This window comes from Candidatus Pelagibacter sp. (assembly GCF_965262185.1).
Classification (GTDB): Bacteria; Pseudomonadota; Alphaproteobacteria; order Pelagibacterales; family Pelagibacteraceae; genus Pelagibacter.
Window position 1 is genome coordinate 532770 of the sequence record NZ_OZ253498.1, and the last position, 13485, is coordinate 546254.

Consider the following 13485-nt stretch of genomic DNA (forward strand, 5'->3'; position numbering starts at 1 on the left):
TCATGCTAGATATTCAGGATCCATTAGAAGCAAGGAAAGTAATAAGAGAAAATAATTATAAAGAACAAACAGCAGGTACTGCTAACAAGTATGTTCAAGGAAATCTTTGCATCTTACCAAGCAAATATGCGATGGACTTTGCTTCTTTCTGTCAAAAAAATCCTAAACCTTGTCCATTAATTGGATTTGGTACAAAAGGAGATCCTTCATTAAAAGATCTTGGTGATATTGATATTAGAACTGACGTTCCTCAATATAGAATATGGGAAAAAGGGAAATTAATTGACGAACCATATGATATTAAAAAATATTGGAATGAAGATCTAACAACTTTTGTTCTTGGATGTTCAATGTCTTTTGAGCTGCCTTTAATTGAGGCTGGTATTCCAATTCAACATATAGAAAACAATACTATTGTTCCAATGTATAAAACTTCAATAGATTGTGAGCCTGCAGGGCAGTTTTCAGGAAAACTAGTTGTGTCTATGAGACCATTAAGTTCAAAGGATACCATTAGATCAATTCAAATTAGTTCCAGATTTCCTGCTGTACATGGCGCACCTGTGCATGTTGGAAATCCTGATGAAATTGGAATTAAAGATATAATGAAACCTGAATATGGTGATCCACCAAGAGCAATAAAGAACAATGAAATTCCTGTATTTTGGGCATGTGGAGTTACTCCTCAATCAGTTTTAGAGAATTCAAAACCTGACTTTTGCATTACTCATAGTCCAGGTAAAATGCTTATTACTGACAAACTAAATAACGATCTCGCTGCTTTTTAATTAATTTCCTAAAAAAACTTTAGTAACTTTTTCATTATCAATTAAATCTTCTGATTTGCCATCGATAACTAATCTTCCACTTTCTAAAACATACCCTCTATCCGCCATACTTAATGCAAGTCTTACGTTTTGTTCTACGAACAGAATTGATATTCCCTCTGCAACAATATTTTTAAATATCTTAATTAAGTCTTTCATAACCATTGGTGATAAACCTAAAAAAGGTTCATCAACCATTAAAAGTTTAGGCAAACCCATCATTCCTCTTGCTATAGCTAACATTTGTTGCTCACCACCAGACATCGTTTTTGCTAACTGATTTGATCTGGTTTCTAGCTTTGGAAATATTTTATAAACTTTGTTTAATGAATTTGTTAACTCTTCTTTTGCTTTTGGATGCCAAGCACCCAATAAGAGATTTTGTTTAACAGTAAGATGAGGAAATACCCTTCTTCTTTCAAGCACATGTGAAATGCCCAATTCAGTTCTTCTATAAGTTGGAATATTTGAAATTAAAGTATTACCAAAAGTGATAGACCCTTTTTTATGTTCAACTAAATTACTTATAGTATTTAAAACAGTGCTTTTACCAGACCCGTTTGGTCCTAAAAGTGCAACCATTTCAGCTTTATTTACGTTAATTGAAATATCCCAGATAACCTGAAAATCATCATACAAAACATCAATATTTTTTACATCAAGCAGCATCAAAAGTTCCTAGGTAAGCATCTATTACTTGTTTATTATTTTGAATTTCTTTTGGCTCTCCAAATGCAATTCGTTTTCCTTGATCTAATGCAAGAACATTGTCCGAAATTTCCATAATAATATTAATATTATGTTCGATTGTAATAACGGTTACACCTGTCTTTTTTAATTTTTTAACTAGTTCAACAAGTCCAGGAATAGTTTTTTGGTCCACGCCTCCTGTTACTTCATCCATCAAAAGTAATTTAGGATCAATGGCCATTGCTCTAGCCATTTCTAATCTTTTCCTTTGTCCAGTTGATAACTCTTTTGCAAAGTGATGTCTTTTCTCAATCAAATCTACAAAGTCAATAATCTCTAAAGCTCTATTTCTTGCTCTTTTAATATCTTTTTCTTTAACAAATGCTCCTATCATAACATTTTCAAGCAGTGTTTGATCTGCAAATGGTTTTAGTTTTTGAAAGGTTCTCCCTACTCCAAGGTTGCTGATTTTATCAGGGCTAATTCCAAAAATATTTTTATCAAAAAATTTTACTTTTCCAGTATCAGGTTTTGTAAAACCAGTAATCAAATCAAATAAAGTAGATTTACCAGCACCATTAGGTCCTATTACTCCCAATATAGAACCTTCTTCGACATCAAAAGAAATATCTCTATTTGCATGAATACCCCCAAAAGATTTACTTAAATTTTCAACTGTTAATATTTTCATCGTTGTTTTTTTCTTTCTAAAATATCTTTAGGAATAAATGAGATCAGACCATTGGGTCTAAAAATACAAATAATCATTAAAATCAAACCATAAAAAATTAAATCAACAGCACCACCTGTGCCTCCTAAATAAATTCTTGAGTATTCTGAAATTGGTATAAGAATCGCTGCACCTATAATTGGGCCCCAAACATTTCCAATTCCACCTAGTACTGTGATTAATAAAACTATAATTGATATCTCAATATTAAAAACTCTATCTGGATCAATAATTAAAATATATTGTGCAAATAAACTACCCATCGGAGCCATGATCATTGCAGAAATTACATAAGCTATGATTTTATAATTAGAAACATTGATGCATAAACTTAATGCTGCTTGTGGATCATCTCTAACTGCTCTTAATCTGTAACCTAGTTTTGATCTACTTAGTAACCAAACCAAAAAGAATGTAATTAAAAAGAATATTAAAAAAACATAATAATAAGGAGCTTTGCTGCTATGAAACTGCAATGCAGACCATGAATCTTCTGGTGTCATTGTAACCCATAATCCTGATGCAGCTCCTACTAAATCCCATCTTTGAAAAACTACTTGGAAACTTATCCCAATTAATAAAGTAGCAATTGCAAAGTAGTGACCACTTAATCTCAGCATTGGTATACCAATTAAGACAGCAAAAATTCCTGAAACAAACATACCAAAAAATATACTGATCCAAGGTGTTATTCCGTATTCCATATAAAAAAATGAAGTTGCATAAGCACCTATTCCAAAGAAAGCTCCATGGCCTAAACTTATTTGACCAGAAAAACCTGCAATTACATTCCAAGATTGAGCCATTACTGCATGCATAAAAATCATAATAAATAAATGCAGATAAAATGAATTCATCCCAAAAAGCGGCAGTGCAAACAAGAGTATAACTAGGCCAGCAATAATTGATATTACTCTATTATTTGTATTCCAAATTGGTTCTGATTTTGCAATTGCTAACTTACTATCCATTAATACCTACCAAAAAGACCTTGAGGTTTATAAATCACAACTAAAAGATAAATTGCAAATACATACAAAAGTTTAAATGATGGATCAATCAGTAAACCACCTAAAGATTCTACTAATCCTATAATTATTCCTGCATACAAGCATCCAATGATACTGCCAAAACCTCCTAATGCTACTGCAACAAAAGCAAATAACGCAAAATTAATACCAACATCAGTAAAAATAAAAAAATAGTTCGCCATCATTCCACCCGCTACTCCTACGCAACCAAGTCCAATTGCCCAACCTATTGCAAACATTTTATTTGAAGGAATTCCTAAAATTTCTGCAGCGTGTCTATCTTGCGCTGTTGCTTGAAGAGCTAATCCAGTTTCTGTTTTTGTAACAAACCAATACAAACCAAAAAATGCAACTAAGCAAACAAGACTTGCATAAAGTTGGGGTTGACCAATAAACACAGATCCAATTTCAATACGTCCCTCTAGTAGAGGCTTATCAACGTTTCTAAAGTCTGGTGTCCATAATAATTGAGCAATCGATCTAATAAAAATAGACAACCCAAATGTTGCACAAATCTGGATAAGCATTTTTGCTTTTAAGATGTATCGAATTAAAAAATAATGAGTGATGATCCCACAAAATGCCAATAAAAGAATTGTTATTGGTATTGAAAACAATGGATCCAAACCAAACAAAGACCAAAGCCAAAATGATGAAAACATAGACAACATCAAATGCTCTCCATGAGCAAAGTTTACAATTTCCATTAATCCAAAAATTAAACTTAAGCCTGCTGCGATTAATGCATAGATTAATCCCATCATTAAGCCTGTGACTATAGCTTGAATTATAATTTCAGAAGTCATTTGGTTTATTATTAAAGTATATATAAAGAATGTATATATTAAACAAATACTTCTTAAGCATTAGTAAAATAAAAAACTAAATCATTGAATTGATCAATTGAATAGTATTAAATTAATTATTTAAAAATTAAACAAGAGGGAAAAAAATGAGAAAATTAATTCTTACAGTATTTACTTTTTTTTCATTAGTATCTGCGCCAGCAATTAGTTACGCAGAAGATGTAAAAATTGGAGTACTTTATCCACTTACAGGACCTGTTGCTCAGGTTGGTAAAGATGCTGTTGCAGCAGTTAAGACAGCTTTAGATATCATCAATAACAGTCACAACATTCCAGGTATGCCACTTGCAAAAGATGCCGGATTAAAAGGATTAGGTGGCGGTAAAATATCTATCGTAGTTGGAGATCATGGTGGAAAACCAGATATTGGTGTTGGTGAAACTGAGAAAATGTTAAATTCTGACAAAGTTCATGCAATGTTTGGAGCTTACTACTCATCAGTAACTGGTGCTGCTAGTCAAGTATCTGAGAGAGCAGGAATACCTTGGGTTAATGGTGAGTCTACTTCTCCAAAATTAACAACAAGAGGATTTAAATACTTCTTCAGAGTTACTCCACACGATGGTGAGTTCACTCAGCTTATGTTTGAATTCATGAACGACTTTAACAAAAAGAATAGTAACAAGTTAAAGACACTAGGTATTATTCATGAAGACACATTGTGGGGTTCTGATAGTGGTGGAACTCAAGATAAAATGGCTAAAGAACAAGGTTATGATGTTATAGAAAAAATCAGTTACAAAGCTAAAACAACAACTTTAAGTTCTGAAGTGCAAAGATTGAAAGCAAAAAACCCAGATGTTTTATTGCCTTCATCTTATACAGCTGATGCATATTTATTTTTAAATACTGCAAAAGAACTTGATTATAATCCTAAACTTTTAGTTGCTCAAAACGCAGGTTATACTGATCCTAAATTCATAGATACAATGGGAAGCAAAGCAGAAGGTGTAATTACAAGATCACCTTTTAATACTGACTTAGCAAAAACTATTCCTATGATTGGAACTGTAAATGAACTGTTTAAAACACATTCTGGTGGAAGAGATTTATCGGATGTGCCAGCAAGAGCATTTACAGGTTTTATGGCTTTAGCTAATGCAATTAACAATGCTGGATCAACAGATCCTGAGAAAATCAGACAAGCTCTAGTTAATCTAGATATGTCATCTGAATCTCTAATTGTTCCTTACAGAGGAATTAAATTTGGTGCAGATGGTCAAAACGAAAAGACTAGAGGTATTTTAATGCAAGTTCAAAACGGAAAATACTGTACAGTATATCCATTTGAATTAGCAGCTTGTGAGTTAAAATATCCTATGCCTACTTGGTCTGAAAGATAATTTATTAAAAATACAATTATTAAGGCGGTCAAATTCTTTGACCGCCTTTTTTTATTCTTTTGATTGCAATCTTGTTAAATTAAAATAATAATTAGACATCTTGATTGAAGAGCTCATAATTCTAACCCAAATTATTTTTATTACTATTATCTTAACTGCAGATAATGCTGTGATAGTTGGTTCTATTGCTTCAAATTTTGTACCTAAAAATAGAAAACAAATTATTTTATGGGGAGTAATTGGAGCATTTGTTTTTAAAATTTTTTTTGCAATCTTTGCTACTTTTTTGTTTGAATTTTATTTTATAAAAATTTTAGGTGGGTTGTTGTTGGTATGGATAGTAAATGACTTAAGAAAAGATCTTGTAGATATTAAAAATATAAAAACTTCAGTTAAAAAAACAAAACAACCGTCATATATAAATAGTATAGGTAAAGTATTATTCGCTGATCTGATGATTAGTTTTGACAATGTAATAGGAGTTGTTGCTGCAGCTCAAGGATATTTTGGCTATATGATTTTTGGTCTTGTCTTATCGTTTGTTCTTACAGGTGCATTAGCTACTTATATGGCTAAATATATTCAAAAACATATTTGGATAGCATACATTGGTTTAATATTTATTTTATTTGTTGGTCTACAATTAATTATAGGTGGTTTGGTAGATCTTGAGATACTCGATATTAATGAGGAATTCAAAAAATACTTTTAATTAAAGGAGTATCTTTTTGAGGGGAATTTTCTTGTTTTAACTTCACTTGCGTATTTAGAAACTGCTTTTGATATTTCTGACTTTATATTTGTATATTTCTTAACAAATCTAAATTTGATTGGATTTAAACCTATTAAATCATCAAATACCAAAATCTGACCATCGCAATTATTAGATGCTCCTATACCAATTGTTGGAACACTAATACTTTTAGTTACTTGTTTAGCCAATGATGTTTGAACACACTCTAAAACCATACAAAATGAACCAGCTTCTTCAAGTAACTTTGCGTCTCTCATAATATTTTCTTTTTCACTTTGTTTCTTGCCTTTAAATTTAAATGTTTTATCTGACTGAGGTAAAACTCCTATATGGCCCATTACAGGAATATTATTTTTAACTAAGGTTTTAATAGTATTTATAATTTTCTTTCCTCCCTCTAATTTGACCCCGTCACATTTAGTTTTTTTCATAATTAATTTTGCATTTTTCAATGCCTCTTTAGGATTACGATAAGTATTATGAGGCATATCAACAATCATTAAACTTTTTTTAATACCCATACGAACACTCTTAGAGTGTTCAATCATAGTATTTAAAGTTACTTCTCTCGTAGACTTATAATTATATAAAACTGATCCAAGTGAATCCCCTACTAAAATTAGATCACAATAATTGTCTAAAACAGAAGCAATATTTTTAGAGTATGCAGTTAAGGTTACTAATTTAGTTTTATTTTTTTTCTTAATAAAATCTGAAATCTTTTTAATCATCGACTTACCAGGAGCCAGTATTTTCCATTGAAGCCCAAGGCTCTTTAGGCTCTAAGTTTCCTTCTTGTAGGATTTCTATTGAAATTTTGTCAGGTGATCTAACAAATGCCATATGACCATCTCTTGGTGGTCTATTAATAGTGTAACCCATGTCCATTAATCTTTGGCAGGTTTCATAAATATTGTCTACTCTATATGCAAGATGACCAAAATTTCTAGAACCTTCGCCTAGCTCATCCCCATCCCAATTATAGGTTAACTCAATTTCTGCCTTTTCATCATTAGGAGCTGCAAGAAAAATTAAAGTAAATCTTCCTTTTTCATTTTCCATTCTTCTTGTTTCTTTTAGCCCAAGACCTTCACAGAAAAATCTTAAAGATTCATCTACGTCTTTAATTCTGATCATTGTATGTAAATATTTCATAAGATGTTTTTATAATTAAAATTACTCTAATTCAATAGTACTTGGTGGTTTAGATGTAACATCGTAAACAACTCTATTAATGCCTCTTATGCTATTGACTATTTTATTTGATATAGTTTGCATAAAAGATTTTTTAAATTCATAAAAATCTGCAGTCATTCCATCTTCAGAAGTAATTGCTCTTAGTAAACATAAATATTCATATGTTCGGTTATCACCCATAACTCCAACTGTTTTAACAGGAAGTAATGCTGCATAAGCTTGCCAAATTTTGTGGTATAGCCCATGATCTCTTAAAGCCTGAATAAAATAATGATCAGCTTCTTTTAAAATTTTTATCTTTTCATTAGTAATAATACCTGGCATTCTGATTGCTAAACCAGGACCAGGAAATGGATGTCTTGAAATTATTTCATGACTTAAATTTAGCTCTAATCCTAATTTTCTTACCTCATCTTTAAACAAAAATTTTAATGGCTCTACTAACTTTAAATTCATTTTTTTAGGTAAACCACCCACATTGTGATGTGATTTTATTTTAGAAGTTTGACTTCCAGTAACAGACTTACTTTCGATTAAATCAGGGTATAACGTTCCTTGTGCTAAAAATTTTACATTTTTTATTTTCTTTGCATACCTTTCAAAAATTTTAATGAATAGATTTCCTATTATTTTTCTTTTTTTCTCTGGATCAGAAACATTTTTTAATTTACTTAAAAATTCCTTTTCGGCATTCACGTAGATTAAATTCATTTTTAATCTTTTTTTAAAAGTTTGAACAACTTGAACTTCTTCGTTTTTTCGAAGCAATCCAGTGTTTACAAAAATACAATATAGTTTTTTACCTATTGCTTTATTTAATAATTGAGCAACCACACTACTATCTACACCACCTGATAATGCGCAAATTACTTTATTATCTCCAACTTGAGACCTTACATCTTTAATTAATTGTACCTTTTGATCTTTTGATGACCAATTTTCCTTAATTTTACAAATAAGAAAAATAAAATTACTAATCAGTTTTTTTCCGTTTTCTGTATGGGTTACTTCTGGATGAAACTGGACACCATAATAATTTTTGACTTTATTTTCTACAATTGCAAATTTTGAATTTGAGCTTGAAGCAATTATTTTAAAATTTTTAGGTAATTTAGATACTTGATCAGCATGACTCATCCAGACCACTTTAGATTTTTTTGTACCAAAAAAATTATTAGTTAAGAGACTTTTATTTTTTTTAATTACGTTTGCTAGACCAAATTCACGATGCTTTGATTGCTTAACTCTTCCGCCATTAAGTTTAGATAATATTTGATGGCCAAAACAAATACCAAGAACAGGAATATTTAGTTCTAAAATTTTTTTATCAAATGAGTACTTATTAATTTGATAAACATTTAGAGGACCTCCTGATAAAATTATACCTTTTACACTTTGATTAATTTGATTAAGTTTAATTTTTTTATGACTCACGATATCTGAGAAAACACCCAGTTCTCTTATTCTTCTAGCTATTAATTGAGTAAATTGTGAACCAAAATCTACAATTAAGATTTTGTTCAGGCTATTATCAAGACTCATTACTTGGTTCTAAATTTTTTAAAGACTCTAAAATTTCATTATTTTCATCACATAATGACTTACATACTTGAACAAATGTTTCGGATAATTCTTTAACTTTATCGTAATTAGATTTTTCAAGCGCAATTTTCATTAGCATTAAAATAGCTTCTTCATTTTGAGGATCAATTAATAGAGTAGTTTCTAAGTTGTATTCTTCTTTTCTTTGATCTTCTTCATGATTATAAATTTTCGCTAAATACAAATATGAATTTGCATCCTTTGGATTAAAAACAATATTTCGTTCAAATAAAAATCTTGCGTCTTCATATTTTTCTTTTTCATATAATTTAATTGCTTCATTAAAAAAATTTTCCTTTGAAAAAGAATTAGATTGAAACGAAAAAATTAGAACAACCAGTGAAATAAATTTCAAAATTTTATTCATTAATATTTACTATCATTTTTGATTACGTCTACATTATGAACCATACTTTCATAAAATCCAGCTTTAGTAATTTTAACAAATTGTGGTTTATTTCTCAATTTCACAATTTCTTTTGAACCAAGATAACCCATAGATGATTTAAGGCCACCGATTAATTTAAATATAATGCTGCCAACATCTCCTTTGTATTTCACAAAACCTTCAACTCCTTCTGGAACATATTTAGATGTATCTTTTTGTTTAGTTTGAAAATATCTATCAGCTGAACCTTTGTTCATTGCACCTACTGATCCCATCCCTCTAAAGCTTTTAAATATTTTTCCATTTTTCTTAATTAGTTTACCAGGTGTTTCATCTGTTCCTGCAAATAAAGAACCTATCATTACAGCGTCTGCCCCTGCTGCAAAAGCTTTTGCCAAATCTCCAGAATATTTAATTCCACCATCAGAAATTATTTTTACATTTTTATTTTTAAGTCCATTTCTTACAGATAAAATTGCACTTAACTGTGGAACACCAATTCCAGCAACTAACCTTGTTGTGCAGATTGATCCTGGTCCAATACCAACTTTAATAATATCTACCCCTAAATTAATTAAAAATTTTGCTGCTTCAGGTGTTGCAATATTTCCAGCACATAAAGCGATGTTCTTACTTTTAGTTTTTTTTATATATTTAACTATTTCTCCCACTTTTTTGGTATGTCCGTGAGCAGTATCTACTACAATTAAATCGACACCTTCTTTAAGAATGGCTTTTGCTCTATCAAATTCAGCAATTGATGCTCCAACAGCTGCACCAACTAATAATTTTTGTTTTTTAACTTTTTTAATTTCTAAGATTTGTTTTTTGATATCTAAATTTCTATGAATAACCCCTATTCCACCAGCTTTACCAATTGCTATAGCCATATTGCTTTCTGTAACAGTATCCATAGCAGAAGATAAAAGTGGGATTTTAAGCTTTAAGTTTTTTGTTAAATTTACAGAAGTATTTACTTGAGATGGCAAAATTTCCGAATACTTCGGAGCTAATGTAACATCGTCAAAGGTAAGTGCTTCTTTTATAGGAACCATGATCTTTTATATACGATTCCTTTTAATTTTAAAGTCTCTATCTAAGTTTTTTACAAATTATAAAACTTTCTTTTGAATCTTTTCTACTTGATTTAGGTTTAAAAACCTTAACTTCTTTAAAATATTTTTTACCTTCTGCGACTATTTCGTTGAAAGTTCCCCCCATAAATATTTTAGAAATAAAGTAACCATTTTCATTTAACAAGTCTTTTGCAAATATCATTGCTTCTTTACAAAGTTCTCCTGTTTGAATTGAATCAATATTTTTAATTCCTGTGGTATTTACAGCCATATCTGACATTACAACATCCACTTTTGAAGTTGTGTTATTTTTAATTTCTTCCTGAACGCTTTCTTCAGTAAAATCACCTTGTATTTGAAGACTTGAACCAATTGGCTCCATCTTTTTTAAATCAATTGAAATTAATTTCCCATTCTTAGCTACTTTAATTACATATTGTGACCAGCTGCCAGGAGCAGCTCCTATATCAATAACTGTTAATCCACCTTTAAAAATTTTAAATTTTTCATCAATCTCTTTAAGCTTGTAAGCAGAACGAGCTCTATATCCGTCAACTTTTGATTGTCTGACATAGATATCCCTTCGTTGTTTATTAACCCAATTCTTAGATATTTTATTTTTTTTCAATTATTTTAAAAACCTAAGTTTTTTTTCTATCACATCTCCATCTAAAGTTTCAATTTTGGAAATGAAATTTTTATCATTTCTTATTTGATCGTTATTTTTCCCAGCGAAGTGAACGATTCCTATTTCATGATTTGGCAAATAAGGTTCAACTAAAGTATTTTTATTCTTATCAAATTTCATACCACCTATATGTGTCCAATTACAATACGCTGGTAAAATTTCCACTGGAAGATTGTTTGAATAAATTGTTATATTCATAGCAATTTGTTCAGATCCCCAAATTTTTCCAGATGAAAGTGCTTTTTTTAAATTACTTTGCCAAACGTCCCAGTGTTTGGCGTTTGCTTCTAATGCAAAGACACCAATATTAAGATGAGGTTTTAAAGCAACCTCTCTTGCAATTTTTTCAGAAAAACCTGAAGACTTTGCATGTTTATAATTTTGAGATTTAATTCTTGCAAAACTTCCAAATACCCATTCAGCTCTTAAAACTCTCCCATAAGCTCTATCAGCAGATGTTGCTATGGAAAGTTTATTGTTCCCACATCCTTTAAAGTATAGTTCTATCGCTTCCCATGAATTGACCCAGGCATCTGCATCAATCCACAAATATTTTTCATATCCTGGAAAATATTTTGGTAAAAAAGCTCTAGATACTTGGCTTTTCAACCATTCTCTACCTTTCACTTTAAAACTTGGAACTTCTATATCCCAATCAGCAGATTTAATTTCGTCAACTTTTGAAGATAACTTTTGTTTTTGTTCATCTGTTAAACCTGCATCTAAAATACAAATTGCAGTATTTTCGCTCTCTCCAAATCTCTTAATAGAATTTACTAATTCATCTAATAATTCAAAATAATTTGAATCCGCTAAAGAAATAATTACATTTTTTTTCATTAAAGAATATCTTCTTGGTCATCGTCATCTATCTGACTAACATCTTCGTTTTCTTTTTTAAGTTTTTGATAATGTAAAAAACTAATAGGTAATAAAGTTAGATAAATCATTGCACTAACTGAAATTACGTTAAAAGGATAGATTAATAATAATCCAAAAAATAAAACGATTCCAAATAATAAAAATATTGTAGCTTTTCTTTGAATTACAATTTTTTTAAATGAATAAGTTGGAAATTTACTAATCAATAAAAACGATGTAACAATAAAAAATATTGGCACAATAATTTCATAATCTATTTTGAATAATTCAATACTAGATATACTAAATATTAGTGGCGTTAGTACTAAAATCCCACCGGCTGGAGATGGGACACCCTCAAAAAAATTGTCTCTCCAAGAAGGCTCTCCCCCAGTATTTACATTGAAACGGGCTAATCTTAATGCAACGCAAATTACATAAATTAAACAAATTAACCATCCAAACCTTCCAAGTTCATTTAATTTCCAAAAATACATTATGAAGGCTGGAGCAACTCCAAAACTAATCATGTCAGTCAAAGAGTCTAGTTCTTTTCCAACTTTTGAAGTGCCTTTGATTAATCTTGCTATTCTTCCGTCCAATCCATCAATGACTGCTGCAATAATTATTGCAATGATTGCAAACTCATATCTTCCGTCTAGAGCAAATCTTATAGAAGTAAGACCAATACAAACACCTATAAGTGTCAGCATATTAGGTAAAATTACTCTAGCACTCCTTTTTTCAGGAACTATTTTAAAATTTTTTTTAGGTTGTTGCATATCTATCTTTTGGCTAATAGAGTTTCCCCTGAAATAGCTGTTTGACCAATTTTTACTAATGGTTCATAATTTTCATAGTAAACATCCGCTCTACTTCCAAATCTTATCATTCCAATTCGATCCCCTTGATTGAGTGTTTGATCTTTATTAGTCTCACAAACAATTCTTCTTGCAACCAAACCTGCTATTTGGACTACAACAATGTCATTCCCATGATTATCTTTTAATTTATAATAGTTTCTTTCATTATCCTCACTCGCTTTATCTAATGAGGCATTTAAAAACTTTCCTGGTTTATACAAAATATCTTCAACTTGTCCTGAACAAGGAGTTCTATTTACATGACAATCAAATACGTTCATGAAGATACTAATCTTTTTAAATTTCTTGTTTTCTAAATTTAATTCTTTTGGTCCATCTACATCTTCTACTTTAATTACTTCGCCATCCGCTGGGCTTACTAGATAATTATCATCACCAATGATTGTTCTTTCTGGATCTCTAAAAAAATAATAAACCCATATAGTTAATAGCAATCCAATTAATCCTAAAAATCCATTTACTAGTAATAAGATGATTGTAATGAAACCTGCAATTACAATAAACTTGTAACCCTCTGTGTGTATCTTTGGAAAAATTTTGGTAAACAT

General features: G+C 30.3%; 16 protein-coding genes. 3 read left to right on the forward strand and 13 right to left on the reverse strand.

Annotation, left to right across the window (positions count from 1 at the left end; translation table 11 throughout):
- Positions 1-2: 2 nt before the first annotated feature.
- Positions 3-788 carry a putative hydro-lyase gene (locus ACQY31_RS03030; protein ID WP_428081240.1) on the forward strand — a complete coding sequence of 262 codons (786 nt, stop codon included), beginning with the start codon at positions 3-5 and terminating at the stop codon, positions 786-788.
- Here ACQY31_RS03030 and ACQY31_RS03035 read toward each other — a convergent pair whose 3' ends face one another.
- Genes ACQY31_RS03035 through ACQY31_RS03050 form a run of 4 tightly spaced genes read right to left on the reverse strand, consistent with a single transcriptional unit; the run spans position 789 to position 4084 of the window.
- Complete coding sequence (locus ACQY31_RS03035; protein ID WP_428080732.1) at positions 789-1496, reverse strand: ABC transporter ATP-binding protein; 708 nt, start codon at positions 1494-1496, stop codon at positions 789-791.
- A complete protein-coding gene (locus tag ACQY31_RS03040; RefSeq protein WP_428080734.1) occupies positions 1486-2208 on the reverse strand; it encodes an ABC transporter ATP-binding protein in 723 nt (240 codons plus the stop codon). The genes ACQY31_RS03035 and ACQY31_RS03040 overlap by 11 nt, the downstream gene beginning before the upstream one ends.
- Positions 2205-3218 carry a branched-chain amino acid ABC transporter permease gene (locus ACQY31_RS03045; protein WP_428080736.1) on the reverse strand — a complete coding sequence of 338 codons (1014 nt, stop codon included), beginning with the start codon at positions 3216-3218 and terminating at the stop codon, positions 2205-2207. Before ACQY31_RS03045 ends, ACQY31_RS03040 begins: the two co-directional genes overlap by 4 nt.
- Entirely contained in the window at positions 3218-4084 is an 867-nt protein-coding gene (locus ACQY31_RS03050) for a branched-chain amino acid ABC transporter permease (RefSeq protein WP_262589618.1), read from the reverse strand. Before ACQY31_RS03050 ends, ACQY31_RS03045 begins: the two co-directional genes overlap by 1 nt.
- 146 nt (positions 4085-4230) lie before the next feature.
- On the opposite strand from ACQY31_RS03050, the gene ACQY31_RS03055 reads away from it, so the two are divergent.
- Positions 4231-5487 (forward strand): ABC transporter substrate-binding protein, encoded by a 1257-nt coding sequence (locus ACQY31_RS03055; protein WP_428080738.1) that lies wholly within the window; start codon positions 4231-4233, stop codon positions 5485-5487.
- A 100-nt stretch (positions 5488-5587) separates the two neighbouring features.
- On the forward strand, positions 5588-6199 hold the full coding sequence (locus ACQY31_RS03060; RefSeq protein WP_428080740.1) for a YjbE family putative metal transport protein: 612 nt from the start codon (positions 5588-5590) through the stop codon (positions 6197-6199).
- Here the strand turns inward: ACQY31_RS03060 and panB are convergent.
- From panB to ACQY31_RS03105, 9 genes are read right to left on the reverse strand one after another with little or no spacing between them, the layout of a single operon-like run.
- On the reverse strand, positions 6196-6972 hold the full coding sequence (panB, locus tag ACQY31_RS03065) for a 3-methyl-2-oxobutanoate hydroxymethyltransferase (protein WP_428080742.1): 777 nt from the start codon (positions 6970-6972) through the stop codon (positions 6196-6198). The two genes, ACQY31_RS03060 and panB, sit on opposite strands and share 4 nt — an antisense overlap.
- 4 nt (positions 6973-6976) lie before the next feature.
- Positions 6977-7396 carry a VOC family protein gene (locus tag ACQY31_RS03070; RefSeq protein ID WP_428080744.1) on the reverse strand — a complete coding sequence of 140 codons (420 nt, stop codon included), beginning with the start codon at positions 7394-7396 and terminating at the stop codon, positions 6977-6979.
- 21 nt (positions 7397-7417) lie between these two features.
- The gene (gene guaA, locus ACQY31_RS03075; RefSeq protein ID WP_428080746.1) at positions 7418-8980 is read right to left on the reverse strand and encodes a glutamine-hydrolyzing GMP synthase; all 1563 of its coding nucleotides are present in this window, start codon (positions 8978-8980) and stop codon (positions 7418-7420) included.
- Positions 8970-9407: a tetratricopeptide repeat protein gene (locus ACQY31_RS03080; RefSeq protein WP_428080748.1), complete on the reverse strand. Its 438-nt coding sequence runs from the start codon at positions 9405-9407 to the stop codon at positions 8970-8972. The genes guaA and ACQY31_RS03080 overlap by 11 nt, the downstream gene beginning before the upstream one ends.
- Entirely contained in the window at positions 9407-10483 is a 1077-nt protein-coding gene (gene guaB / locus ACQY31_RS03085) for an IMP dehydrogenase (RefSeq protein ID WP_428080750.1), read from the reverse strand. The genes ACQY31_RS03080 and guaB overlap by 1 nt, the downstream gene beginning before the upstream one ends.
- 37 nt (positions 10484-10520) lie before the next feature.
- Complete coding sequence (locus ACQY31_RS03090) at positions 10521-11132, reverse strand: RlmE family RNA methyltransferase (RefSeq protein ID WP_428080752.1); 612 nt, start codon at positions 11130-11132, stop codon at positions 10521-10523.
- A complete protein-coding gene (locus tag ACQY31_RS03095) occupies positions 11133-12032 on the reverse strand; it encodes a glycosyltransferase (protein ID WP_428080754.1) in 900 nt (299 codons plus the stop codon).
- Positions 12032-12835: a CDP-diacylglycerol--serine O-phosphatidyltransferase gene (pssA, locus tag ACQY31_RS03100; RefSeq protein WP_428080756.1), complete on the reverse strand. Its 804-nt coding sequence runs from the start codon at positions 12833-12835 to the stop codon at positions 12032-12034. The genes ACQY31_RS03095 and pssA overlap by 1 nt, the downstream gene beginning before the upstream one ends.
- 2 nt (positions 12836-12837) lie before the next feature.
- Positions 12838-13485: a phosphatidylserine decarboxylase gene (locus ACQY31_RS03105; protein ID WP_428080758.1), complete on the reverse strand. Its 648-nt coding sequence runs from the start codon at positions 13483-13485 to the stop codon at positions 12838-12840.